Genomic DNA, 23877 nt, shown 5'->3' with positions numbered 1-23877 from the left:
CCATCGAGTTTCTGCGAGAAGGTGCCCAGTACGTCGACACCAAAGCCCACTACACCTGGGGTGTAGCCGGATTTCACATCAAGAATGAAGTTCTGCGTCCACTCTTCAGCCTTGCCCTGGGCATTGTCGGGGTTGGTGAAGTTGCGGTTGAAGTAGGCGTTACGCAGGTTCAGCGTGGCCTTGGTGTCATCGAGAAAACCTTCGGCCTGACTCAGGGGGGCGAAACCGGCAACGGCCAAAGCGATCAGAGCAGGAGCGTGAGCAGGGCGCAACGAGCCCTTGGAGCGCGAGGTATGCAGCATCGAAGTAGACCTTTTTTGTAGTTGTTGGTCATCGGAAGCGCCGCAACGCGGCGTTCAATGTGAGGGGCATAGTGGAAGTAGTAACTAAACGGTTCAATTCGATAATCGTCGTTTTGTTCGGTTATCGAACACTAATTAACCAGGTAGTACATTCGTCCCCATCGCTGGCGAGCCGCTATAGTTCAGCGGCCTGTAAGCTGTTTTTTCATCTTCAGCGCCCGTCCTGTTTGAGAGCCGTATGAGTTTGCCCAGCTCCCCGTTGTCCACTGCCCAGCAACCTTTTCGCGGCATTCTGCTGATTCTGCTGGCCACCTTCCTGTTCGCCAGCCACGACGCCTTGTCCAAATACCTGTCGGGTTTCTACCCGGTGGTGATGGTGGTGTGGGCGCGTTACGTGGTGCACACCCTGTTGATGGCGGGGATCTTTCTGCCGCAGTCGGGCCTGCGTGTGTTGCGCAGTAAACGGCCAGGTCTGCAGGTGCTGCGCGCGGTGTGCCTGTTGGGCACCAGCCTGCTGTTCACCACCGGCATTCGATATATCCCGTTGGCCGAAGCCACGGCAGTCAACTTTCTCGCGCCGCTGCTGGTGACAGCGCTGTCGGTGCCGCTGCTCGGCGAGCGGGTCAGCAAAGGCCAGTGGGCGGCAGTGCTGGTGGGGTTTTCCGGGGTGCTGGTGATCGTCCATCCGGGCGGCGAACTGTTTACCCCGGCGGTGCTGCTGCCGTTTGGTTCGGCGCTGTGTTTTGGCGTGTACCAGATCCTTACGCGCATCCTCGCCACGGTCGACACGCCGACCACCAGCAACTTCTTCGCCGGCCTGTGCAACACCCTGTTGGTGAGCCTGCTGGTGCCGTTCTTCTGGCAAGTGCCGACCTGGGGCCACGCCTTGCTGATGATTGCCCTGGGTACCTGCGGAATGACCGCGCACCTGATGCTGACCCAAGCCTTCCGCTACGCCGCCCCGGCCTTGCTGGCGCCGTTTGGCTATTGCCAGATCGTGTTCGCCGGCTTGTTGGGGTTTGTGGTGTTCAGCCATACACCGTCGGCCAGCGCTCTGCTCGGCATCGCGGTCATCTGCTTGAGCGGCCTGGCGGCGGCCTGGTTGCAGAAGCGCCAATAGGGCGAGGCCTTAGGGCAGGTTTTCGTTGACGAAGCTGGCGCTGCGGGTTGTGCCGCTGGCGTCGATGAAGTCGAGGGTCGACGTGGTGGACATAGGGGTTGGGCTGTTGACGTATTTGATCGCCGCGACGGTGTCGAGGTAGTCCGAGTAGTAGTAGATAGAGCTGAACTCGTACAGCTGGTTGTTCACCGGTGTGCCGTTGATAGCCCCATTGCTGACGGCGCTGTACTTGCACTGGTACTTGTACAACTTGCCCGGCAGCGCACTGATGGCCGAGCCTGCTTCCACAGCGCCGACGCGCTGACACTTGAAAATCGTCTTGGTATGCAGCTCGCCCGCGCTGTGTTCGCTGTAGATATCCAGCGCCGATGCCGGCCAGGCACCTTGTTGCTTGTACTTGAGCACCTCGGTGACGGCAAAGGGCGTGTTCATGATCCCGGTAAAGCCATGGTAGGCGATCACACTCTGGTTCCAGGTCTGGTGACCGCCGGAGGGCACCCCGTTGGTATAGCGAATTTCGAAGGTATTGCCGTTGGTGACACTCTGCATGCGCAGCAATTTGCTGTTCACCGCGCCGGCTGCCGGGTCGTATTCGTACTGCTCTTTCAGCGCCGCCGAGGGCACTGGCACTGCCGCCGGCCAGCTGCGCAATTTTTTCATCGCCGCTCCACTGGCGGTCACGCTGAGCAGGCTGCCGGCCAGCACCAACGCGAGGGGCAAATAACGCATAGCAAGGCTCCTTGGCTTATTGCCGTTCACACACGTCGCAGCGTTCCACTTCAAAGCTCTTGGCGCTGACGTTGGTCAGGCCGGCGCTGTGTTCGGTGGTCGAGTTGCGGTTGTTGAGGACGGTGATATAGGGGGTGTTGTCGATGTAGTAGCTGACCTTGGAGCATTGCTGCTCGGTGGAGCTGACACGGTAGTCGACGCCGGTTTTCTGCTGTTTCAGCAAGGCGATGGTGGCGGTACAGCTGCCCACGCGTTTGTGGCAGTTGCAGTCCACCGCGGCAGTCTTCTTGGCATCGCCGGCCTTGGCGGGTTTGCTGTCGTCTTGCACGCGCGAACGCCAGTCGCTGTCTTGCATGTCGGCCATATCGGCGGTTGCCGCAGCGGCGCCTTCGAGCTCGGCCTTGCGCCGCTGCGCGTCAATTCGGTCGGACTCTTCAAGCTGGCGTTGCAAGTCGCTTTTCTCCGGGGCGGCGGGGGAACTGTTGTCAGCGTCGCTACCGTGCTTGTCCATGTAGGTGCTGAAGGCGTCGACGGCATTGATAATCTGCGTGGCCTGCTGGATTTTTTCGTCCGTGGAGGGCGCCGTCGTGGCGCTGTTGGCGGCCGCATCACCGTTACCTGCACACACCGCCTGGCTGAAGGGTTTGCTGCAATCCAGGCACTGGCCTTGCCAGTTCATGCCGTAGCCTTTCGGGCACGAGCCCTCGGCCAGGAGGGCGGTGGCGAACAGGCTCAAGAGCAGGGTGAAAGCGGGGCGGAGGGTTTTCATCGGGGCTGACCTTTGCTGCCGCTCTGATTGCACAGAGCCATCAATGGCGCAAAGCGTAGTGAGCGGTAGGTAGACGCTCAAGGAGGGGCAGGGACAATCCGACCAAGTGTTGGCCAAAAGCATCGAGGCTAAAGCCTCGATTCCTGGAAACGACTATTTCAACCGTAAAAAAGGCCCCGAAGGGCCTTTTTTAGTGCGTGCTGGTTACGCCGGTTTGACCTCGGGAATCTTGCGTGGCGCCATGAAGTAAAGCCATGTCAGCGCGAGGAAATACATGGTCGGAATCAATGTAAACAACACGGCATAGTTGTTGTTGGTAACGGTCAGCACGTAGCCGACGATCTGTGTCATGAACATGCCGCCAATCGCCGCGCACATGCCACCAAAGCCGAACACCGTGCTCATCATGTGCTTGGGTGTGAAGTCCATTACCAGGCTCCAGATATTGGCGGTCCAGGCCTGGTGCGCACCCACGCCAAGGGCGATGGCCAATACCGCGATCCACAGGCCGCTGGCGTGGGCGGCGAAGATCACACCGATAATGGCGCAGGCGCAGATCAGCATCGACAGCAGGCGCGCCTTGATCGGGTTCATGCCGCGGCCGATCAGCCAGGAGGACAGCACGCCGCCACCAATGCTGCCGAAGTCGGCGGTGAGCCAGATCAGGATCAGCGGAATGCCCATCTGCGACACGCTGATGCCCAGGTTGTATTGCTGGTTGAGGAACGGTGGCAGCCAGTACAGGTAGAACCAGAACACCGGCGCGGTCATCGAGAAAGCAATGGCGAAGGCCCAGGTGCCGCGCATGCGCAGGATTTCCTTCAGCGGCACTCGCGCTTGCGCAGGCTCGGTGTTGTGCTGGATGTAATCGAGCTCGCTCTGTTTAACGCTCGGGTGGTCTTCCGGGTTGAAGTATTTCAGGCCCCAGAACACCAGCCAGATGGCGCCCAGGCAGGCCATGCAGACGAACACCGCTTGCCAGCCCCAGGCCACCAGAATCAGCGGCAACAGTGCCGGAGTGAGCATGGCGCCGACGTTGGTGCCAGCGTTGAAGATGCCGGTGGCTACAGCACGTTCACCGGCCGGGAACCAGATCCGCGCGGTCTTCACGCAGGCCGGGTAGTTGGCGGCTTCGGTGAGGCCGAGAATGAAACGGCAGACCATAAAGCCGACGGCCGACGTGGCCAGGCCGTGGGCGCCGGTCGCCAGGCTCCAGAGCAGCACGGCGAAGAAGAACGCACGCTTGACCCCGACCCGGTCGATAAAGCGCCCCTGCAGCAGGAAGCCGATGGCGTAACCGACCTGGAACCAGAAGTTGATGTTGGCGTAGTCCATCGCCGTCCAGCTCATTTTCTCGGCGAGCACCGGTTGCATCACGCCCAGGGCGGCGCGGTCGATGTAGTTCAGGGTGGTGGCGAAGAACACCAGGGCGAGCATGGCCCAGCGGGTCTTGCCCACGGCCATGGCGCCGCGGATCTTGTCGCCGATACCGGCGTGGGGCGAAACGGTTTGCGCCGTTACGGGAGTGCTTTGGGACTGAATCATGGGTGTGGCCATCCGTTCTAAGACTGCGCGCGGCAATCAAGACATTAACTTGAGTCTGGGTCTCAAGGCAGGCGGCTTGCGTGCGGACCGTTCGCCGGATGTCGGCGTGGCAGGCGGGTGCAGGCGGTGTCTGCGGCTAAGGGCGTATCAGCGGCGCAAGGCCGGTCTGAGCAGCGTCCGAGCTAATGGGGGGCTGGCGAGAGGCGTGGTAATCAGCATGAGGGTGTACCTGTTCTTGAAATTGTTATGGTCTTAAGCCTTGGGCTTTTCTGACTGGCAATCGCTCGGCATCGGTCATTGGGTAACTGCATGCACGGCAAGATGAGCGATGAAACGATTGCAAGGTGAGGCCGATGTTGGCCACTGGCGAAAAAATCGTCAATTCGATAAACGGCCAATTGGTCGATAATCGAACACAAAACTAACCAGTTGGTACAAAAGTCTTTTCGCATTAAAGCCGATGGCGAATACTCCATGCAGCCTGATTCGCATCGTGCGTCTGCTTATTTGTAGCCATTGCCGCCGATGCCCCGATACGCCGTCCCGCAAAGGCGCGCGCCAACAAAAACAGGAGCTGAAGCATGCAGCGTTCGATCGCCACCGTTTCCTTGAGCGGCACCCTGCCGGAAAAGCTTGAAGCCATTGCCGCCGCCGGTTTTGACGGGGTGGAAATCTTCGAAAACGACTTGCTCTACTACGCTGGCAGCCCGCGGGAAATCCGCCAGATGTGCGCCGACTTGGGCATCGCCATCACCCTGTTTCAGCCTTTCCGCGACTTCGAAGGCTGCCGCCGCGATCGCCTGGCGCGCAACCTCGACCGTGCCGAACGCAAATTCGATTTGATGCAGGAGCTGGGCACCGACCTGGTGCTGGTGTGCAGCAACGTTGCCGCCGACTCGCTCGGTGACACGCAGATTCTGGTCGACGACCTCCGTCTGCTCGGTGAGCGCGCTGGCGTCCGTGGCCTGCGCATTGGCTACGAGGCCCTGGCCTGGGGCCGCCATGTGAACACCTATCAACAGGTCTGGGACATTGTCCGTCAGGCCGACCACAGCGCGGTCGGCGTGCTGCTGGACAGTTTCCACACCCTGTCGCTGAAGGGGGATCCAGCCGCCATCGCCGAGATTCCGGGCGAGAAGATCTTCTTCGTGCAGATGGCAGATGCGCCGATTCTGGCCATGGACGTGCTGGAGTGGAGCCGGCACTTCCGCTGCTTCCCTGGCCAGGGCGAATTCGACCTGGCGGGCTTTCTCGCGCCGATCATTCGCAGTGGTTACACCGGCCCGCTGTCGCTGGAAATCTTCAACGACGGGTTCCGCGCCGCGCCGCCACGGGCCAATGCCGCCGATGGTTTGCGCTCCCTGCTGTACCTGGAAGAAAAAACCCGCAACCTGCTGGAGCGGCAAACGGCCGAAGGCTCGATCCCGGCCTTGCCGACTGCCAGCCTGGAGCAACTGTTTGCGCCGCCGGCCGCCAGCCGATACGACGGCGTTGAGTTCGTCGAGTTTGCCGTCGATGGCGAGCAGGGCACCAAGCTTGCCGGTTGGCTCGAGCGCCTGGGTTTTGCCCGCGCCGGTCAGCACCGCTCCAAAGACGTCAGCCTGATGCGCCAGGGCAATATCAATATCGTGCTCAACGCCGAGCCGTATTCCTTTGCCCACAGCTTCTTCGAGGCCCACGGCCCGTCGTTGTGCGCCACCGCCTTGCGGGTCAAAGACAGCCACAGCGCCTTCGAGCGTGCCCGCGAATTCAAGGGCCAGCCGTACCGCGGCCTGGTCGGTCCGAATGAGCGGGAAATTCCGTCGGTACGCGCTCCGGATGGCAGCCTGATCTATCTGGTCGGCGAGGCGGAAAACGGCCTCTACGACAGCGACTTCATCCTCAACACCGGCGTGGCGCCCAGCGGCAATCTGCAGCGCATCGATCACATGGCCATGGCCTTGCCGGCCGATAGCCTGGACAGCTGGGTGCTGTTCTACAAAGCCTTGTTCGACTTCGAAGCCGACGACGAAGTGGTGCTGCCCGACCCTTACGGCCTGGTGAAAAGCCGCGCGCTGCGCAGCCGTTGCAGCTCGGTGCGCTTGCCGCTGAACATCTCCGAGAACCGCAACACTGCGATCTCCCATGCGTTGTCCAGCTACCGCGGTTCCGGCGTGCACCACATCGCGTTTGCCTGCGACGACCTGTTCGCCGAGATCAACCGCGCCAAGGACGCCGGCGTACCGCTTCTGGATATCCCGCTGAACTACTACGACGACCTGGCCGCACGCTTCGATTTCGACGACGAGTTCCTCAGCGAACTGGCCTACTACAACGTGCTGTACGACCGCGACGCCCAGGGCGGTGAGCTGTTCCACGTCTACACCGAGCCGTTCGAGGGGCGCTTCTTCTTCGAGCTGCTGCAGCGCAAGAACGGCTACGTGGGCTATGGCGCCGCCAACGTCGCAGTACGTTTAGCCGCGATGGCGAAAGTGCGCAGTGGTTCTGGCCGTCAGGCACGTTTGTAAGGCGAGAGACCGGGCGTCGAAATCTTCTCGGCGCCAGGCTTTCTTCGGGCCACGGCCAGGACCATAATCGCCGCTACCTTGCCTAACTGGCCGCGAGCCTCGTATGACAACTACTCAAGAACTTCCCGAGGCGCAGCTAGAGGCCCCTCGCAAAAGTCGCAAGAACAACCCGGAAAAGACCCGCGAGAATATCTTGCAGGCGGCCATCGTCGAATTCGTCCAGCAGGGCCTCTCTGGCGCCCGGGTGGATGCCATCGCCGAGCGCACCCATACCTCCAAGCGGATGATCTACTACTACTTCAACAGCAAAGAGCAGCTCTACGTTGAAGTGCTGGAGAAACTCTACGGCGACATCCGCCGCACCGAGGCTCAACTGCACCTGGCTGAGCTGGAGCCGTTTGAAGCGATTCGCCGGCTGGTGGAATTCACTTTCGATCACCACGACCGCAATGTGGATTTCGTGCGCATCGTCTGCATCGAAAACATCCATAACGGCGCCAACGTCAAACAGTCGCCGACCATTCGCTCGCTGAGCCACAACGTGCTCAACCTGCTCGATGAAACCCTGCGCCGTGGCGAAGCCGCCGGGCTGTTCCGCCCGGGCTTGCAGGCCATCGATATGCATTTGTTGATCAGCTCGTTCTGCTTCTACCGGGTGTCGAACCGCCACACCTTCAGCGAGATCTTCCAGATCGACCTGACGGATGAGCAGGTGAAGCTGCGGCACAAACAGATGGTTTGCGATTCGGTGCTGGCGTACTTGCGCAAGTAGCGAGGCTTGCAGGAATCGCGGCTGAAGCCGCTCCTACGATAACGTGCTGTCTGTAGGAGCCGCCGCGATCCCTGGGAAAGACAATCTCAAACAAAAAACGGCCCACTGGGCCGTTTTTGTATGCCTGGCGAAACTCAGTTACTGGAAGAACGCACTGCCTCCACCGATTCATACATGGCCTTGACCAGCGCCGGGTCCATGGCTTTGGAGAACTGCTCGATCACCGGTTTGACCTTTTCGCGAAAACGCGCCATCTCGGCCGGCGAGATGGAGTTGGCCTGCATCTCCACCGACAGTTCGGAATACGCCGCGTCCTGGGCGGCGGCGGTGATTTTGCGTTGGTAGGCCGTGGCTTCCTTGGCCGCCTCGACGATCACCGCCTGCTCCTCGGCATTCAGCTTGCCCCAGCTTTTCGCGCCGATCACGAACGACTGCGGGTTATAGATGTGCTGGGTCACGCTCAGGTACTTCTGCACCTCGTTGAACTTGCTGCCCTTGATCACGGTGAAGGGGTTTTCCTGGCCATCGACGGTTTTCTGCTCCAGGCCGGTGTACACCTCGGGGAACGGCATCGGCACCGGGTTGGCGCCCAGGGCCTTGAAGGTTTCCAGGTAGATCGGCGACTGAATCACGCGCACCTTCAGGCCTTCCATGTCTTCCCACTTGGTCACCGGGGTTTTGCTGTTGGTCAGGTTGCGGAACCCCAGGTCCCAGTAACCCAGGCTGAGCAGGCCTTTGCTTTCCAGGCGCTTGGCCAGTTCCTGCCCCACCGGACCGTCGATCACCGCCTGGGCTTCGCGGGTGTTGTTGAACAGGAAAGGGAAGTCGAGCAGGGCGAACTCCGGCACCTGGGCGGCGAGAATGCCGGAGTTGAGTACGGTGAGGTCGAGTGTCGAGCCCTGCAGTGCTGAGACGGTCTGCAGGTCACCGCCGAGCACGCCGCCGGGGAACAGGCGCACGGTCATCTTGCCGCCGCTTTTCTCTTTCACCAGGTCGGCGAACTTCTGCGCGCCTTGGCCTTGCGGGTGTTCTTTAACGTTCTGGAAGGCAAAACGCAGGGTGTGTTCGCCAATCTCGGCCTGGGCCGACAGCGCATTGAGCAGCAGGCCCGCCGCGCAGGCGGAGGTCAGTAAGGGTTTCAGCCAGTTCTTCATGGTTAGTGCTCTCCATTGTTGTTGTTTGAATTGCGAGACTTCTATTAACGGCCGCCGACTACCCGGCGAAAAACTTCAGTGGCACCAACACCAGCTGCGGAAACAGCACCAGCAGGGCCAGCACAATCAGTTGCGCGAGCATGAATGGCCAAACGCCGCGGGTGATCTCCTCCAGGCTCAGCTTAGCGACCCCGCAGACCACGTTGAGCACGGTGCCCACCGGTGGTGTGATCAGGCCGATCGAGGTGTTCACCAGAAACAGCACGCCGAAGTAAACCGGGTCGATGCCGGCCTGAATCACCACCGGCATCAGCACCGGGGTGAGGATCAGGATCGAGGGGGTCATGTCCATCACCGTGCCGACCAGCACGATCAGCAGCATGATCATCAGCAGCAGGATGGTCGGCGAGTCGAGGAACGGCGCCAGCACATCGGTAAGCTGGCCGGGCAGGTCGGCGATGGTGATCAGCCAGGACGACACCATGGCCGCGGCGACCAGCAGCATCACCACCGAGGTGGTTTTCGCCGCTGACAACACTACTTCATAGAGCTGGCTGATTTTTAGCTCGCGGTACACGAACAGCGACACGCCCAGGGCATACACCGCCGCCACCACGGCCGCTTCGGTGGGGGTGAAAATGCCGAACTTGAGGCCGAACACGATGATCAGCGGCAGGCCCAGGGCCCAGCTGCCATCGAGCAGGGTTTTGATGATTTCAGTGCGGCTGGCCTTTTCCGGCGTGGCGATGTTTTCGCTGCGTGAGACAAACCACCAGGCTACCGCCAGCGACACACCCAGCAGCAGGCCCGGCACGATGCCAGCCAGAAACAGTTTGGAAATCGACACGCCCGACGCCACACCGAACACGATAAAACCGATGCTCGGCGGAATGATCGGCGCCAGGATGCCGCCCGAGGCGATCAGCCCCGCCGCGCGTTCCTTGTTGTGCCCGGCCTGCACCATCATCGGCACCAGCAAGGCGGCCAACGCGGCGGCATCGGCTACTGCCGAGCCGGACAGCGAGGCCAGCAGGCACGAGGCGATGATCGCCACATAACCCAGGCCGCCGCGCTTGTGCCCGACCAGGGCCATGGCGATTTTAACGATGCGTCGCGACAGGCCCCCGGCATTCATGATCTCGCCGGCCAGCATGAAAAACGGCACGGCCAGCAAGGGGAAACTGTCGGCGCCATTGAGCAGGTTCTGCGCAATGATCTGCGCGTCGAACAGGTCCAGTTGCCACATCAGCACCACGCTGACCAACAGCAGCGCGAAGGCGATCGGAATACCCAGGGCCATGGTGCCAAGCAGGGAGCCGAGAAACAGGAGAAGGGTCATGGACGGCTCCCCTCATTGACGGGCAGGTGCACCGATTCGATTTCCGCCTTGCCCAGCGGCAGGCGACCGCGCAGCGCCAGAATCAGCTCGCCGATGATGATGGGTATCGCCGTCACCCCGAACACCACGCCGATGCCATAGAACCAGGCCATCGACAGGCCGGAAGCGGGGGCGACCACGTCGAGGTTGATCACCGCCTGCTGCCAGCTGCCGCTGAGAATCAGCCAGGCGATGTACAGCATCATCACCTGGCCAACGGCCAGGCACAGATTGCGGCCACGCGGCGGTAGTTTTTTGATCAGCAGGTCGAGGCCCAGGTGGCCGCGCTCGCGCATGGCGATCAGTGAACCGAGAAACACCATCAGCACGAACAGCCAGCGCGACAGCTCTTCGGAAATCGTCAGGCCGGAGTTGAAGGCGTAGCGCATGACCACATTGCCAAACACCATCACCACCATGCCGAGCATGCACAGCACGACGATCAGTTTGAGCACGCGAAAGTACAGATCGATCATTTTTGTCATTGTTGTTGATCTCGCAAGGCTGACCACAGGCCTGAGCCGTGGGCGCCATTTTTATTGTTGAGGAGCGGTTGTCGGTTAGGCGGTCATTCCTTTGAAGTGCGCTTGCATACGCTGCGCATCGGCTGCCACGCCGCTGAACAGCTCGAACGCTTTGACGGCCTGGAACACGGCCATGGTGCCGCCATCCAGGGTGCGGCAACCAAGGGCGCGGGCTTCACGCAGCAGCTCTGTTTCCAGCGGGAAATACACGATTTCTGCCACCCACAGCGGGGCGCGCAGCAGCGCCTTGGGCACCGGCATGCCGGGTAACTTGGCCATGCCCATCGGTGTGGTGTTGACCAGGCCGTCGGCATTGGCCATGGCTGTGGCCAAGTCGCTGCCGGCCTGGGCACGGTTGCCGGCAAAGTGCTGGTTGAGGTTGTCGGCCAGGGCCTGGGCACGGCTGGCGTCGACGTCAAAAATGCTCAGCTGCTGCACGCCTTCAATCAGCAGCGCGTGGGCCACGGCCGCACCGGCACCGCCAGCACCCATCTGCACCACACGCTCGCGGGCGACATCGCTGAGGCCACGGCGAAAACCTTCGGCAAAGCCCAGGCAGTCGGTGTTGTGGCCGATGCGCTTGCCACCTTGAAATACCACGGTGTTTACCGCACCAATGCCTTGCGCTTCTGGCGACAGTTCATCGAGCAGCGGAATCACTGCCTGCTTGCATGGGAAGGTGATGTTAAGGCCGGTGAAACCGGTGCTTTGCGCGGCGTCGAGCAGCTCCGGCAGGTTGTCGAGGCCGAGCTTGAGCGCATCAAGATCAATCAACCGGTACAGGTAACGCATGCCTTGGGCATCGCCTTCATGTTCATGCAGCGCGGGTGTGCGTGAGGCTTGAATGCCGGACCCGATCAGGCCGGCAAGAACGCTGTGGGGGCTGGACATGCTCAGGCCTCCAACAGCTGCGCGAAGTGTTCGATGGCCATCCGGTAGCCATTGCTGCCAAAGCCGGCAAGTACCGCCACGGCGATGCCGGACACGTAGGAGTGGTGACGGAATTCTTCGCGCTTGTGCACGTTGGACAGGTGCACCTCGATGACCGGCAGTTCGCTGGCCACCAGGGCATCGCGGATGGCAACCGAGGTGTGGGTCCAGGCGCCGGGGTTGATCACGATGCCGGCGCAGCGGCCACGGCTCTGGTGAATCCAGTCGATCAACTGGCCTTCGTGGTTGGTTTGCTGGAACTCCACTTCGAAGTCCTTGGCACTGCCGGTGCGGCGGCACAGCTCGGCGATATCGGCGAGGGTTTCGTGACCATAGGTGGCAGGCTCACGGGTGCCGAGCATGTTCAGGTTGGGGCCGTTGAGCACCAGCAGGGGACGAGGCATACAGCTGTTCTCCATTGTTATTGTCGACTCGGCTGGGGGAGCGCCAAGTTCGCTTGGGAGAAAAATGTACTAACTGGTTAATCCGGTCAATACAGTACGGCAGAGTTGCTCGATAATCGACCACTTTCTCTGCGCCGCCTGTGTGCCGCCGACAAAGCGTGGGGCTTGGCTTATCGCCGCCTATCAGGTGTTCAAATCGCGCTTAAGGTTGCGAGGGATAAGTCGATATATTGCGTAGGACTCAGCCGACAAGAGCTGATGCCTCTGCCCCGTTGCTTCTGCTTCGATTTCCGGAGAACACCCCCCATGTTTGGATGGCTTACTCAGGCGCTGAGCAATATCAGCGTCGGCGCAAAACTGGCCCTCGGTTTTGCCCTGGTCCTGCTATTGACGCTGTTGATCACGTTGTCTGGCTGGATCGGCTTGAGTTCGGTGCTGGAGCGTGGCGACAAGCTGGCGACCATTTCCAAGCTGGCCGCCACCGCCCGCGATGTGCGCATAACGCGCCTGGGCTACATGCTCAACAGCACCGACAGTAGCCGCAGCGCGGCGGTGCTGGAAAACCTCGACAAGCTCGATGCCGGGGTTCAGGTCGGCATGCAGAGAATGAAAATGCCCAGCGACCTGGCGCTGCTCAAGCAGACCAGCGATGCCAGTAGCCTGTACCGCCAGGCGTTCAACCAGATGACCCAGGCGGTTGCTACCCGTGAATCCTTGCGTGGGCAGTTCGGTAAGTACGCCGATGCCGCAGTGGCCGAGTTGGGCACCGTCAGCACCGCGCTGCATGGCGTGGAGGTCGCGCCGGAGAACGCCGAACAGCATGAAGAAGCCGTCGACGCGGTGATCGCCCAGGGCGCGCTGATTCAGAACGCGCGCTTCGAATTGCGTGGCTTCACCTACAGCGGTCGCGCCGACCTGCAACAACCAGCCTTGGCCGCCATCGACCAGGCGCTGGCCAATCTCAAACCCCTGGGCGAAAAACTGCCCGCTGAGCAAGCGGCCGGTTTGCAGAAAGTTGCCGAGGCCTTGAATGGCTACCGCACCACCGTCGGCCAGTTTGCCGCGGCGTTGGCCAGCGTCGCTGCGGCGCAAGCCGTGCTGGATACCCAGATCACGCAGATTTTCGACAACTGCACGAAGCTCACCATCAGCCAGAACGCCAAGCGCGATGCCGAAGAGCGCGAGGCGAAAATCATTCTGCTGGTGGCCTCCTTAGTGGCCGTGGTGTTGGGCCTGATTGCCGCGCTGTTTATCACTCGGCAGATCGTCGGACCGCTGAAAACCGTGCTGCGCCGGGTCGAGCGTATTGCCTCGGGCGATCTCAGCCATGACATCGAAACCCGTCGCGGTGACGAACTGGGCCAACTGCAATCGAGCATGCAGCAGATGACCCTGGGCCTGCGCGACTTGATCGGCGGCATCCGCGATGGCGTCACCCAGATCGCCAGCGCCGCCGAGCAGCTGTCGGCGGTTACCGAGCAAACCAGCGCCGGGGTCAACAGCCAGAAGGTCGAGACCGATCAGGTCGCCACCGCCATGCATGAAATGACCGCCACCGTGCAAGAGGTGGCGCGCAATGCCGAAGAAGCGTCCGAAGCCGCCAAGGCCGCCGACCTGCAAGCCCGCGACGGTGATCGGGTAGTCGGCGAAGCGGTGGCACAGATCGAACGCCTGGCGGTGGCGGTGGGCAGTTCCACCAACGCCATGAACGACCTCAAGCGCGAAAGCGACAAGATCGGCAGCGTGCTCGATGTGATCAAGTCGGTGGCCCAACAGACCAACTTGCTGGCCCTCAACGCCGCCATCGAAGCGGCGCGCGCCGGTGAGGCCGGGCGTGGTTTTGCCGTGGTTGCCGACGAGGTGCGCAGCCTGGCGCAGCGCACCCAGCAGTCCACCGAAGAAATCGAAGAGCTGATCAGCGGCCTGCAAAGCGGCACCCAGCAGGTGGCAACCACCCTGGAAAGCAGCCGCGACCTGACCGACAGCAGCGTCGAGCTGACCCGCCGCGCCGGTGAGTCGTTGGGCAGCATCACCCGCACTGTGTCGGCGATTCAGGCGATGAACCAACAGATCGCCACCGCCGCCGAAGAACAGACCGCCGTGGCCGAAGAGATCAACCGCAGCGTGCTGAATGTGCGTGACGTGTCGGAGCAGACAGCGGCGGCGAGTGAGGAGACGGCGGCGTCGAGTGTTGAGCTGGCCCGGCTGGGTGGTCACTTGCAGAGCCTGGTGCAGCGTTTCCGCATCTAATCGCCAAGGTCAAAAACATCGAGGCTAAAGCCTCTCCCACAGGGTTATGCGTGCCCATGCGGGAGAGGGGGCGGCCATCCGATCCAGCCTCGATTCCTGCAAACGGTGGTCAACACGTTACCAGCCGCCTCCACCGCCCCCGCCACCACCTCCGCCCGACGAACCACCGCCAGACGAGCTGCTGCTGCCCGAACTGGAGCTGGAGCCCGACGAGGGGCTCGGCGGTGGGGTGGAAGCGCTGGCGGCCGCCGAGGCCAGGGCGCCGCTGAAGGCGCTCGGCGAGGTGAAGCGGCTGCTGTGGCGGTACCACTCGGGGCGGTAATCCGGCTCGGTCAGCTCGATCACGCCGCTGGCAATGGCGGCGCTGAAACGCGCGGTCCATTGCTTTTCCACGTCCAGGGCCATGGCATAGGGCAGGTGCTGTTCGTACAGCGCAATGCTCATCGCCGGCGCATCGGCGGCGCGCGCCAGGGTGTCGCTTTCGGCCAGTTGCAGGTAGTCGCGGTAGCCTTCCAGCGCATCGAGGGTGGCGCGGCCTTCAACGCTGGGCGCTTCCAGCCAACCCCGGAACAATCCGATCAACAGCGCCATCAGCAACACGCACACGGTGACGACAGGCGAGGTGCCGCTGAACATGGCCAGGGCGATGCCCAGGCCAGCGAGGGCAAAAGGCAGGCCGAAGAGCATGGGCACAATGCCGACGAACTGGCTCTGGGTACCGGTGAGCGTGCGCCAACCAAAGATCATCAAGCCGACGCCGACGGCGACGAATATCAGCGGAAAAAACACGAACAACATCTCGGGGTCACCCAGCAGGCCCATGGCCGCGAAAGCCAGCAACGCGCCGAGAATGCCGAGGTACCAGGGTTTGCGGTTTTTGCTGAACAGCCTGTCGCCCCACGCGCTGAGATTTTCGCTGTGAGCGGCCAGCGCTTCTTTCAGTGCTTTGACATAGCTATTGCCCACGCGGATTTCACCTTTGCCAGCGCTGAACAGATGGCCAAACAGGGCCTGCTCATGGGGCTGTGCATCGGCGTTCAACTCGCCTTTGCTGATGATGAATGCGCTGCTTTCGGGCGCGTCGGCGATGCTCACCACCTTGCGCCGAGCCAGGTCGGTGAGGGTGATGGTCATCGCCTCGGTGTCACCGAACGCACTGCTGAACCCCTCATTCCACACATAGCCGGCGCGTGCCGGGCTGACGTTTGGCGGCGCCTCGTAACGGGGAATGATCACGCCTTTGGCGGGGTCGCGGCCGATCTTTTTCCACCAGTAGAGGTAATAGGCAAACAAACCCAGCACGGCCAGTACGCCCACCACCATGCCGAGGTTGTCCCACAGCAGCCTGATTGTGTTCATGATTGCGTTGGGGCGTTTGACCAAGCCGGCCTGCCAGTCCAGCGCCACGGTAAAACCTTCTTCGGCCGCCAGCGGCGTGGTGGTGGCCAGCTTGACGAAGTTATCGCCCTTGCGCAGCACCGTGTAGGCGCGGCCGCTGGTCGAGCCCGCATAACCGGTGTAGCCGGTCATCTGGTCGATGCGTGCGCCCTGGGGCAATTCGATGGTGGCCGTGGCCTGCGTGATGGGGAACAACCACTGGTTGCCGGTGAGGTTCCAGTACAGCTCGTCTTTGTTTGCGCCGAAGTGCAGTTGGGCATCCATGCGGTAGCGCAGCTCGTACACATGTTGGCCAGGCTCGACGTACACGTCCGGCGAGCCGAGGTAGTAGCGCACGCCCCACTGGGTCCGTTCTTTTTTGTACGGCTCGCTGTTGCCGTCGCGGGTGACGCCCAGTAACGCGATGGGCGTTTTGCGCACCATGCCGCCAGGAAGGCTGTAGGTGGTGGGAATGTCGCGGTAAATGCCGTGGCGAATTTTGTCGCCATTGGCGGTGACCTGAATGCGCTCGGTAATCAGCAGGTCGCCGCTGGGCTCAACCTTGAGTTCGATATCGAACTGGTCGATGCGCTCCCCGGTAACGTCTGTGGCTTGGCCGGCGGCGTAAGCCTCGTTACCGAAATCGACGGTGGGGCTGGCTTCGGTCACGGAAGGGTACTCGACGATGTTGCCATCGGCGTCCATCGCCGCATCCATGACCCCCTCTTCAGCCGCGTCGCGCACATAGGGGGTGGCATCGTCCGCGTCCTGCGCTTGCACCGCCTCGACCGTTATGTAGGTGGGCACATCCTCGTCATAGGCCGCGAAGGTGAAGGTGGCCGGCAGCAAACACAGCAGCAGCGCCAGGGCGTGAGTCAGTCTTGCGTACATGTCAAAACTCCATTTTCGGCGGCTGCGCCTGACTGGCATCGTCGAGGGAAAAATACACCGCACCGGTAAAACCGAAGGCATTGGCGATCAGGTTGCTCGGTACCGACTCCACCAGCACGTTCAGTTCGCGCACCGCGCCGTTGTAGTAACGGCGGGCCATCTGGATGGTTTCTTCAACCTCGCTGAGGTTGTGCTGCAGGTCGAGGAATACGCTGTCGGCCTTCAGCTCGGGATAGGCCTCGGCGCGCGCAAACACCTGCAGCAAAGTGGCCGACACCAGGCTTTCCGCTGCGCCGCGCTCGTTTGCATCGCTGCGCTCGGCGCGTTGCGCCTGGCTGCGCTGCTCGGTGAGTGCGGTGAGGGTGCTGCTCTCGTAGGCCATGTAGGTTTTCAGGCAGTCGACCAACTGCGGAATCAGGCTGGAGCGGCGCTTGAGCTGCACATCGATATCGCTCCAGGCCGCCGCCACCCGCGCACGGTTGAACACCAGGCGGTTGTAGCCGTAGATCACGGCAACGGCGAGTAGCACCAACACGGCTATTACGCCCCACACCCACAATCCCTGCATACCTCACTCCCTGGCCGCGCGGCGGCGTTTGTCTGGCTGGCGATGCTACTGCAAAACGGGGTGTGGCGGCGCGCTTGGGAAGCAACCTACTCAGGCTTAAGGACCGTCGGAAATCGCCATTCGCTCTCGCCGCGTAGCGTCAACCCTCAGCGTGCGCCCCGCAGTTGGGCGCCGAATGGGAGGGTGAGCGGATGAGCAAAGTGGAAAGGGTATTGGTGACGCTTGGGGTGATGCTGGTGGTGTTGGCCGCCGTGCTGTTGGCGTATCACCAGAGCGTGGCCGGGTGTGTCGAGTTGCTGAGCGGCGGTTGCCAGGAAGTTGGTTTTGCCTACGAGGGGGGGGCAAGCTGGCGCTGTTGCTGGGCTTTGCACTGTTGCTGGCAGCCGCGTTGCACGGCCTGCTCAAGGGTAAACACTGACACACACCGGGAACTGAAAAGGGGGCTCGCTCAACGCGCAGCCCCCTTTTTTTCAGACCGCGTTTTTACGTTGGCCGGCATCGCGATAGGCCAGGTACTTACGCTGGGTGGCGATGTGGTCGGCAATGATCTTGGCGTCGTGCCACACCCCCCAGATAAAGGTCGAGCCACGGCGCAGCAGCCACGGCAGGCCGAGAAAATACACCCCGGGTTCACTGGATACGCCGCGCTGGTGCTGCGGTTTGCCATTGGCGTCGAAGGCGTTGACCTGCAGCCAGCTGTAGTCGACCGCATAACCGGTGGCCCAGATGATCGAGGTGACGCCAGCCTTGGCCAGGTCGAGTTCCTGCAGCGGATCGGTGACGCACGCCGGTTCCGGCAAGAAGAACCGCGCTTCCGGTTCTTCCGGCAGGTCGAGGCCATTGCGGGCGATATAGGCGTCCGCCGCGTCCAGCAATGACAGGTAGTTCTGGTCGCCAGCGGCGAGGTTCTGCGCCAGGTCGGCTTTGAACTTCACTACGTTGCCACTGAACGAATCGGTCAGGCCGACCAGGGTGATGCCCAATTTGGCCAGGGCGCGGAAGTCGACGGTATGGCCGCCACGGGCGCCGCTGACGGCGATGGTCACGTGCTCTTTGCCTGGTTTGCTGGCCGGCGCATCCCACTCGCCAAGCACGCCCAGCCACCAGCAGAAATCACGGTTACGGTAGGCGCGCGGCGGGCGGTCATGGGCGCCGACGGACAGGTACACCTGCTTGCCGGCGCGCTGCAACTCATCGGCGATCTGTACGCCGGAGGAGCCAGCGCCCACCACCAGCACAGCGCCAGCTGGCAGTTGCGCGGGGTTGCGGTAGTCGGCCGAGTGGATCTGGTTGATGCCCAGCAGTTTTGGCGCGATGGGCGGAATCACCGGTTTCTGGAACGGGCCGGTGGCAGCCACCACACGATTGGCTTCGAACACCCCTTGCGAGGTTTCCACGGTGAAACCTGGGCGGTCGGCATTGCGGGTGACTTTATGCACCTCGACGCCGGTGCGAATCGGCGCGTTGAATTTTTCGGCGTAGCGCACGAAGTAGTCGGCCACCTGCTCTTTGCCGGCGAAGGCGTCGGGCTCCATGCCTTCGAATTCCAGGCCGGGGAAGCGGTCGTGCCAGACCGGGCCGTTGGCCACCAGCGAATCCCAACGCCCCGAGCGCCAGGCTTCGGCAATACGGCTGCGCTCCAGCACCAGGTGCGGAACGCCGAGGTTGGAGAGGTGTTCGCTGATGGCGATACCGGCCTGGCCTGCGCCAATCACGAGTGTGTCGATAGAGGTTGTTTCAACGGTCACAGCGGCGTCCTTCTGAAAGGCGGTCGAGGCCTGGTCCATTTCGCACGGGCGGCGAAATGAGAGCAGCGATGGGCGCATTCTGTTCAGCCGCAGCCAATAGCGAAAATATGATTTATGTAGTCGCTGCCTAGGAAAAAGTTGCCCCTGCGGTGCACGCCGCACCACCCGCGCTACCTGCGTGCAAAACGCTACCTATGCTGGAGCTGCCGAGCGTGGAGTCGCTGCCTGGCGGCGGCCTGTTCCATGTACGAGTTACTGGTTCAAACCCTGCGTGCCTCGCCGCAAATCGCACGTGTGCCGCTCATCTGCTGTTGCAGAAATACTTGTACATGATTGCCCTGTTTGTACAATTTTTTGTTAGTGTCGCCTTGATGTCAGTCGGCCATGTTTTCTGGCGTGTTTTGCCATTGCGCCATGGTCAGAATTCACTCGCGAGGTCACACGATGTTTTCCAAGAATCTGAAGCTAGAGCTGGCAGCCAGGACGGCCGAAGTGGAAGGGTTCAAAGGATTGATGGCGGCTCTTGAGCGTTCCATGGCCGTGGTTGAGTTTGATCTGGACGGCCGCGTGCGGCGGGCTAACCAGAACTTCCTCGACACCCTGGGTTACCGCGCCGACCAGGTGGTTGGCAAAGCGCACCGCGAGTTCTGCACCGCCGCGCATGCCAACAGCAAGGAGTACCTCGACCTCTGGGCTTCGCTGCGCGCCGGCAAATTTGTCTCTGGCACCTTTCAGCGGGTGGCTGCCAACGGCCGCAAAGTCTGGCTGGAAGCCAGCTATAACCCGGTGCTCGACGGCAACGGCAAGGCAGTGAGCGTGGTGAAGTACGCCATGGACGTTACCGCCAAGGTGCTGCGCGAAAGCGATATCCACGCCCGCCTGGCTGCCGTTGACCGGGCCATGGCAATCATCGAATTCGACCTCGAGGGCAATGTCCTCACCGCCAACGACAACTTCGTCCATGCCATGGGCTATGGCCTCAACGAGATCGTCGGCAAACCGCACCGCATGTTCTGCGAGCCAAGCCTGGTCAACAGCGCCGAATACGCCGAACTGTGGCGCGGCCTCAACCGCGGCGAAATCCGCGGCGGGCAATTCAAGCGCCTGGCCAAACACGGTCGCGTGGTGTGGCTGGAAGCCACCTACAACCCGGTTTACGACGCCGACGGCAAATTGTGCAAAGTGGTCAAATTCGCCCGCGACATCAGCGAGCGCATTGAGAAACAAGAGCAGGACGCCCACAGCGCTGCGCGTGCTTACCATATCTCGGCTGAAACCGAGAAAGCCGCCGAGCACGGCACCGACGTTATCCAGCAAACCGCCCACGAAATGCGCCAGATCGCGGATAACATCGGCGCCTCGGCCGCATTGGTCGCGCAATTGGGCGCGCGTTCCGAGCAGATCACCGCCATCGTCAACACCATTCGCGGCATTGCCGACCAGACCAACCTGCTGGCGCTTAACGCTGCCATCGAAGCGGCGCGGGCCGGCGAACAGGGGCGTGGTTTTGCCGTGGTCGCCGACGAGGTGCGCAGCCTGGCCGGCCGCACCAGCGGCGCTACCAGCGAAATCGCCGAACTGATCGGCCAGATCCTGCAACAAACCCGCGACGCCGTAGCGAGCATGACCCAGACCCAGGAAGTGGCGAACCACGGCGTGGAACTGGCCGACCAGGCCGGCGCGGTGATTGTGCAGATCAGAGATGGCGCCAGCGGCGCGGTGGAAGCAGTCAGCCGGTTTGCCGCCACCCTCGACGGCCACGATTCAACCGCCAAAGCCAAACCGACAATGTCTCGCGCCTAAGATCAAAAGCATCGAGGCTGAAGCCTCTCCCACAAAGGACAAGTTTTGCCTTTGATCTACCTCGCCAATCCAGATCGAGCGAGCTAGGTCTGGCAATCCTGGTCAGGCCGAGCAAAAAAGGCGTTTCGAGCGCAGTGGGCTGTAGCCCATGAGCATCGGAACGCCTTTTTTAACGCAGCCAGGCCGACGCGCAGCCGATCGCTTTCTTACACCCATAAAAAAAACCGGCTTGTGGCCGGTTTTTAGTGGGAAGCCTTGGCTTATTTTTGGTAAGCCGCAACCGCCTTCAAAATCTCGGCACGGGCCGCGTCTGCGTTGCCCCAGCCTTCTACCTTGACCCATTTGCCTTTCTCGAGATCTTTGTAGTTCTCGAAGAAGTGCTTGATCTGCTCAAGCAGCAGCGGCGGCAGGTCGGTGTATTCCTTCACGTCGACGTACAGCTGCGACAGTTTGTCGTGCGGTACGGCGAGCAGTTTGGCGTCGCCACCGGCTTCGTCGGTCATGTGCAGCACGCCCACTGGACGCGCGCGGATCACCGAGCCTGGGGCTACTGGATACGGGGTGACCACCAGCACGTCGAGGGCGTCGCCATCGTCAGCCAGGGTGTTGGGGATGTAGCCGTAGTTGGCCGGGTAGAACATCGGGGTAGCCATGAAACGGTCGACGAACAGGCAGTCGCTGTCTTTGTCGATTTCGTATTTGATCGGCGCATGGTTGGCCGGAATCTCGATGGCGACGTAGATGTCGTTCGGCAGGTCTTTGCCGGCCGGGATCTTGCTGTAGCTCATGGGTTCGCTTCCCTTGGTTGGCCAATCAGGTCTGGCGCAGCGTGTGCCGGCCAAAAAGTGGGCGCGATTATAGGCATAAACGCCTGCCGTTACCATGCTTGGCGACTGCGCCTTAAGTCGCGTTCGTCTCGTTCAAGCGGTGCGTGTGCAGGCTGTGCAGGCGCGCCAGCGGGTCTTGTTGATAGAACAACTGCAACTGCTGGTACACCTTGGGGTAGGCCTGTGCCAGCAGATCCGGCGCGCTGAAAAAGTACTCACTAGTGACCGCAAAGAACTCCGCCGGGTTCTCCGCAGCATAGGGGTCGATGGCGGTTTCGGCGTCGGGGTTGTGGTCCAACTGGGCGTTGAGGTCGTCGTAGGCGCTCTGCATGGCGCTCGACCACTCCTCAATGCGCATGTTGCGGTGCAGCGGCGGCAGGCCATTGGCATCGCCGTTGAGCATGTCGAGTTTGTGCGCCAGCTCGTGAATCACCAGGTTGTAGGCATCCCAGGTGCCGCTGCTGACTACCCCCGGCCAGGCCAGAATCACCGGGCCGCGCAGCCAGGCCTCGCCGCTGTGTTCGCCGTCCCACTCGTGCTCGATGCCATTGGGGTCGCGGTGGCGCTGCGGGCTGACGAAGTCGCCGGGGTACAGCAGAATCTCGTGGAAGCCCTGGTACCAGTTGAGATCCGGCAGGTGCAGCAACGGCAACTGCGCCTGGGCCGCCAGGTGCAGGCGGTCTTCGCCGTGCAACTCGACGCCGGGCAGGGTGGTCAGGTGTTTGTCATGCAGAAACAGCACGGCGCGGCGCTGCAGGCGTTTGAGTTCTTCAGCGTTCAGGCCGTCGAGAATCGGTAGCCGCTGCAGCACCCGTGCCCAGCTTTCAGGCGTAATCGGGTGCTTGGCGAGAATGCGGCGCTGGCGCCAGCCACGCAAAAACCACATGGGCGCCGCCGGTCAGTTGGCCGAGTCGGGCGCGGTGTCGGGGCGCAGGCGGTGATGCAGCCAGCCGATCAGCATCGGCAGCAGGGAGAAACCGATCACCGCCAGAATCATCAGCGAGAGGTTTTCTTTGACGAACGGTGTGTTGCCGAAGAAGTAGCCCAGGGTGACCAGGCCACCGACCCAGGCCACCGTGCCCAGCACGCTGAAGCCGAGAAAGCGCAGGTAGTGCATTTTGCCGACGCCGGCCACGAACGGCGCGAAGGTCCGCACGATGGGCAGAAAGCGCGCCAGGGTGACGGTCTTGCCGCCGTGGCGGTCATAGAAATCGTGGGTGCGTTGCAGGTAGTCGCGGCGGAAGATTTTCGATTTCGGGTTGCTGAAGAGTTTTTCCCCGACATTGCGCCCAATCAGGTAATTGGTGCTGTCGCCGAGTATGGCCGCGGCCATCAACAACGCCGCCAATGCCACCGGGTCCATGCTGCCGGTCGCGCACATGGCGCCAGCGATAAAGAGCAGGGAATCACCGGGCAGGAACGGCATGACCACCAGGCCGGTTTCGCAAAAGATCACCAAAAACAGGATGGCGTAGATCCACGCACCGTAGTTGGCCACCAGCACGGCCAGGTAGTTGTCCAGGTGCAGAATCAGATCAATCGGGTTGAATTCCATATGACGCCTATTGCGCTGCGGTAAAAAGGCACTGGCGTTCGATAGCCGGTAGGTCGGTCGGCATTATAAGAGCAAGGTCCCGGGCTCGCGCTGCAGTTTGTTGCAGCGCGTTTCCAGCAATGCGACCGGTGGCCCAACGCTGGAAAAACATTGCCCTGCCTTGGTGCGCCGTGCGGCGCGGCGTTCGCTCTTGGGGCCGCGAGCGAGGCTAGCGCGGCCCTGTGAATGCTTAAAGTCAGTCGCTGTTGATGGGCAACACGTAGTTCTTGAACTGGGTGTCTTCGCGAAAACCAATGGACTCGTAAACCTTCTGCGCCACTTCGTTGTTGCTGCTGGTGGACACCCGCATGCGCACGGCATTGGTTTCTTTGGCCATCTTCTTCGCGGTTTGCAGCAGACGGTCGGCTACCAGCTGGCGGCGGGCGTCTTCGGCCACATAGATGTCGTTGAGAATCCACACGCGTTTGAGCGACAGCGAGGAGTAGCTCGGATACAGCTGACAGAAGCCCATCAGCTTGTCCTCGTCATCGGCCAGGGCCAGGTAGATCACCGACTCTTTGCGGCGCAGACGCACTTCGAGGAATTTGCGCGAGGAATCCGGAAATGGCAGCTCACCATAGAACTCGCGGTATTTGACGAACAGCGGCGTCAACAGATCCAGGTGCTCAAGGGTGGCTTGGACAATGCGCATAATGGCCTCGACTGCAATTTGATGGGCTGCGCT

At 61.6% G+C, this 23877-nt stretch carries 21 protein-coding genes and 1 pseudogene; 6 read left to right on the top strand and 16 right to left on the bottom strand.

What is annotated here, in order from left to right; genetic code table 11:
* Positions 1-302, bottom strand: a 302-nt coding sequence (locus C8K61_RS23935) for an OprD family outer membrane porin (RefSeq protein WP_146174330.1), incomplete at its 3' end; no start/stop codon positions are given.
* A 238-nt stretch (positions 303-540) separates the two neighbouring features.
* Here C8K61_RS23935 and C8K61_RS23930 point away from each other — a divergent pair.
* Positions 541-1422: a DMT family transporter gene (locus C8K61_RS23930; RefSeq protein ID WP_108098917.1), complete on the top strand. Its 882-nt coding sequence runs from the start codon at positions 541-543 to the stop codon at positions 1420-1422.
* A gap of 9 nt (positions 1423-1431) precedes the next feature.
* Here C8K61_RS23930 and C8K61_RS23925 read toward each other — a convergent pair whose 3' ends face one another.
* From C8K61_RS23925 to C8K61_RS23915, 3 genes are all read right to left on the bottom strand, one after another.
* On the bottom strand, positions 1432-2151 hold the full coding sequence (locus tag C8K61_RS23925; RefSeq protein ID WP_108098915.1) for a hypothetical protein: 720 nt from the start codon (positions 2149-2151) through the stop codon (positions 1432-1434).
* A 16-nt stretch (positions 2152-2167) separates the two neighbouring features.
* Positions 2168-2920: a hypothetical protein gene (locus C8K61_RS23920; RefSeq protein ID WP_108098913.1), complete on the bottom strand. Its 753-nt coding sequence runs from the start codon at positions 2918-2920 to the stop codon at positions 2168-2170.
* A gap of 204 nt (positions 2921-3124) precedes the next feature.
* Positions 3125-4465 carry an MFS transporter gene (locus C8K61_RS23915; RefSeq protein ID WP_108098911.1) on the bottom strand — a complete coding sequence of 447 codons (1341 nt, stop codon included), beginning with the start codon at positions 4463-4465 and terminating at the stop codon, positions 3125-3127.
* A gap of 581 nt (positions 4466-5046) precedes the next feature.
* Between C8K61_RS23915 and quiC the strand changes: the two genes are divergently transcribed.
* Together quiC and C8K61_RS23900 are read left to right on the top strand one after the other, a co-directional pair.
* Entirely contained in the window at positions 5047-6972 is a 1926-nt protein-coding gene (gene quiC, locus C8K61_RS23905; protein WP_108098907.1) for a 3-dehydroshikimate dehydratase QuiC, read from the top strand.
* A 103-nt stretch (positions 6973-7075) separates the two neighbouring features.
* Positions 7076-7744 (top strand): TetR/AcrR family transcriptional regulator, encoded by a 669-nt coding sequence (locus C8K61_RS23900; protein ID WP_108098905.1) that lies wholly within the window; start codon positions 7076-7078, stop codon positions 7742-7744.
* A 134-nt stretch (positions 7745-7878) separates the two neighbouring features.
* On the opposite strand, the gene C8K61_RS23895 is transcribed toward C8K61_RS23900, so the two are convergent.
* From C8K61_RS23895 to aroQ, 5 genes are all read right to left on the bottom strand, one after another.
* The gene (locus tag C8K61_RS23895; protein WP_108098903.1) at positions 7879-8898 is read right to left on the bottom strand and encodes a TRAP transporter substrate-binding protein; all 1020 of its coding nucleotides are present in this window, start codon (positions 8896-8898) and stop codon (positions 7879-7881) included.
* A gap of 58 nt (positions 8899-8956) precedes the next feature.
* The gene (locus C8K61_RS23890; protein ID WP_108098901.1) at positions 8957-10237 is read right to left on the bottom strand and encodes a TRAP transporter large permease subunit; all 1281 of its coding nucleotides are present in this window, start codon (positions 10235-10237) and stop codon (positions 8957-8959) included.
* Positions 10234-10761 (bottom strand): TRAP transporter small permease, encoded by a 528-nt coding sequence (locus C8K61_RS23885; protein ID WP_108098899.1) that lies wholly within the window; start codon positions 10759-10761, stop codon positions 10234-10236. Before C8K61_RS23885 ends, C8K61_RS23890 begins: the two co-directional genes overlap by 4 nt.
* Positions 10762-10836: 75 nt before the next feature.
* On the bottom strand, positions 10837-11691 hold the full coding sequence (locus C8K61_RS23880) for a shikimate dehydrogenase (protein ID WP_178086504.1): 855 nt from the start codon (positions 11689-11691) through the stop codon (positions 10837-10839).
* Positions 11692-11693: 2 nt separating this feature from the next.
* On the bottom strand, positions 11694-12134 hold the full coding sequence (aroQ, locus tag C8K61_RS23875; protein WP_108098897.1) for a type II 3-dehydroquinate dehydratase: 441 nt from the start codon (positions 12132-12134) through the stop codon (positions 11694-11696).
* A gap of 258 nt (positions 12135-12392) precedes the next feature.
* On the opposite strand from aroQ, the pseudogene C8K61_RS27365 reads away from it, so the two are divergent.
* Positions 12393-13526 (top strand): annotated as a pseudogene (locus C8K61_RS27365) (methyl-accepting chemotaxis protein); the annotation flags it as partial.
* Positions 13512-14384, top strand: a complete 873-nt coding sequence (locus C8K61_RS27360; RefSeq protein WP_371920024.1) for a methyl-accepting chemotaxis protein — start codon at positions 13512-13514, stop codon at positions 14382-14384. The pseudogene C8K61_RS27365 and the gene C8K61_RS27360, both read left to right, overlap by 15 nt.
* A gap of 117 nt (positions 14385-14501) precedes the next feature.
* Here the strand turns inward: C8K61_RS27360 and C8K61_RS26780 are convergent, their stop codons facing one another.
* The 3 genes from C8K61_RS26780 to C8K61_RS23855 form a co-directional block, all read right to left on the bottom strand.
* Positions 14502-16652: a DUF2207 domain-containing protein gene (locus C8K61_RS26780; RefSeq protein WP_158272538.1), complete on the bottom strand. Its 2151-nt coding sequence runs from the start codon at positions 16650-16652 to the stop codon at positions 14502-14504.
* A gap of 1 nt (position 16653) precedes the next feature.
* Positions 16654-17220 carry a LemA family protein gene (locus tag C8K61_RS23860; RefSeq protein ID WP_108098891.1) on the bottom strand — a complete coding sequence of 189 codons (567 nt, stop codon included), beginning with the start codon at positions 17218-17220 and terminating at the stop codon, positions 16654-16656.
* A 470-nt stretch (positions 17221-17690) separates the two neighbouring features.
* Complete coding sequence (locus tag C8K61_RS23855) at positions 17691-19007, bottom strand: NAD(P)/FAD-dependent oxidoreductase (protein WP_178086503.1); 1317 nt, start codon at positions 19005-19007, stop codon at positions 17691-17693.
* A gap of 405 nt (positions 19008-19412) precedes the next feature.
* Here C8K61_RS23855 and C8K61_RS27140 point away from each other — a divergent pair, with 405 nt between their 5' ends.
* Complete coding sequence (locus tag C8K61_RS27140; RefSeq protein ID WP_108098888.1) at positions 19413-20771, top strand: PAS domain-containing methyl-accepting chemotaxis protein; 1359 nt, start codon at positions 19413-19415, stop codon at positions 20769-20771.
* 260 nt (positions 20772-21031) lie between these two features.
* Here C8K61_RS27140 and ppa read toward each other — a convergent pair whose 3' ends face one another.
* From ppa to C8K61_RS23830, 4 genes are all read right to left on the bottom strand, one after another.
* Entirely contained in the window at positions 21032-21559 is a 528-nt protein-coding gene (ppa, locus tag C8K61_RS23845; protein WP_108098886.1) for an inorganic diphosphatase, read from the bottom strand.
* Positions 21560-21671: 112 nt separating this feature from the next.
* The gene (locus C8K61_RS23840) at positions 21672-22484 is read right to left on the bottom strand and encodes a zinc-dependent peptidase (RefSeq protein WP_108098884.1); all 813 of its coding nucleotides are present in this window, start codon (positions 22482-22484) and stop codon (positions 21672-21674) included.
* Between the two features lie 12 nt (positions 22485-22496).
* Positions 22497-23153 carry a DedA family protein gene (locus C8K61_RS23835; protein WP_108098883.1) on the bottom strand — a complete coding sequence of 219 codons (657 nt, stop codon included), beginning with the start codon at positions 23151-23153 and terminating at the stop codon, positions 22497-22499.
* Positions 23154-23388: 235 nt separating this feature from the next.
* Entirely contained in the window at positions 23389-23844 is a 456-nt protein-coding gene (locus tag C8K61_RS23830) for a GNAT family N-acetyltransferase (protein WP_108098881.1), read from the bottom strand.
* Between the last annotated feature and the right edge of the window lie 33 nt (positions 23845-23877).

Source organism: Pseudomonas sp. GV071, assembly GCF_003050835.1.
In the GTDB taxonomy this organism is placed as follows: Bacteria; Pseudomonadota; Gammaproteobacteria; order Pseudomonadales; family Pseudomonadaceae; genus Aquipseudomonas.
The sequence above is the reverse complement of the archived record's forward strand: the minus strand, read 5'-3'. Positions and strand labels throughout refer to the sequence as shown.

Excerpts from the sequence above, each read along its gene's own strand:
- C8K61_RS23930 (WP_108098917.1), top strand. The coding sequence starts at position 541 with ATGAGTTTGCCCAGCTCCCCGTTGTCCACTGCCCAGCAACCTTTTCGC.
- C8K61_RS23925 (WP_108098915.1), bottom strand. The coding sequence starts at position 2,151 with ATGCGTTATTTGCCCCTCGCGTTGGTGCTGGCCGGCAGCCTGCTCAGC.
- C8K61_RS23920 (WP_108098913.1), bottom strand. The coding sequence starts at position 2,920 with ATGAAAACCCTCCGCCCCGCTTTCACCCTGCTCTTGAGCCTGTTCGCC.
- C8K61_RS23915 (WP_108098911.1), bottom strand. The coding sequence starts at position 4,465 with ATGATTCAGTCCCAAAGCACTCCCGTAACGGCGCAAACCGTTTCGCCC.
- quiC (WP_108098907.1), top strand. The coding sequence starts at position 5,047 with ATGCAGCGTTCGATCGCCACCGTTTCCTTGAGCGGCACCCTGCCGGAA.
- C8K61_RS23900 (WP_108098905.1), top strand. The coding sequence starts at position 7,076 with ATGACAACTACTCAAGAACTTCCCGAGGCGCAGCTAGAGGCCCCTCGC.
- C8K61_RS23895 (WP_108098903.1), bottom strand. The coding sequence starts at position 8,898 with ATGAAGAACTGGCTGAAACCCTTACTGACCTCCGCCTGCGCGGCGGGC.
- C8K61_RS23890 (WP_108098901.1), bottom strand. The coding sequence starts at position 10,237 with ATGACCCTTCTCCTGTTTCTCGGCTCCCTGCTTGGCACCATGGCCCTG.
- C8K61_RS23885 (WP_108098899.1), bottom strand. The coding sequence starts at position 10,761 with ATGACAAAAATGATCGATCTGTACTTTCGCGTGCTCAAACTGATCGTC.
- C8K61_RS23880 (WP_178086504.1), bottom strand. The coding sequence starts at position 11,691 with ATGTCCAGCCCCCACAGCGTTCTTGCCGGCCTGATCGGGTCCGGCATT.
- aroQ (WP_108098897.1), bottom strand. The coding sequence starts at position 12,134 with ATGCCTCGTCCCCTGCTGGTGCTCAACGGCCCCAACCTGAACATGCTC.
- C8K61_RS27360 (WP_371920024.1), top strand. The coding sequence starts at position 13,512 with ATGCAGCAGATGACCCTGGGCCTGCGCGACTTGATCGGCGGCATCCGC.
- C8K61_RS26780 (WP_158272538.1), bottom strand. The coding sequence starts at position 16,652 with ATGTACGCAAGACTGACTCACGCCCTGGCGCTGCTGCTGTGTTTGCTG.
- C8K61_RS23860 (WP_108098891.1), bottom strand. The coding sequence starts at position 17,220 with ATGCAGGGATTGTGGGTGTGGGGCGTAATAGCCGTGTTGGTGCTACTC.
- C8K61_RS23855 (WP_178086503.1), bottom strand. The coding sequence starts at position 19,007 with ATGGACCAGGCCTCGACCGCCTTTCAGAAGGACGCCGCTGTGACCGTT.
- C8K61_RS27140 (WP_108098888.1), top strand. The coding sequence starts at position 19,413 with ATGTTTTCCAAGAATCTGAAGCTAGAGCTGGCAGCCAGGACGGCCGAA.
- ppa (WP_108098886.1), bottom strand. The coding sequence starts at position 21,559 with ATGAGCTACAGCAAGATCCCGGCCGGCAAAGACCTGCCGAACGACATC.
- C8K61_RS23840 (WP_108098884.1), bottom strand. The coding sequence starts at position 22,484 with ATGTGGTTTTTGCGTGGCTGGCGCCAGCGCCGCATTCTCGCCAAGCAC.
- C8K61_RS23835 (WP_108098883.1), bottom strand. The coding sequence starts at position 23,153 with ATGGAATTCAACCCGATTGATCTGATTCTGCACCTGGACAACTACCTG.
- C8K61_RS23830 (WP_108098881.1), bottom strand. The coding sequence starts at position 23,844 with ATGCGCATTGTCCAAGCCACCCTTGAGCACCTGGATCTGTTGACGCCG.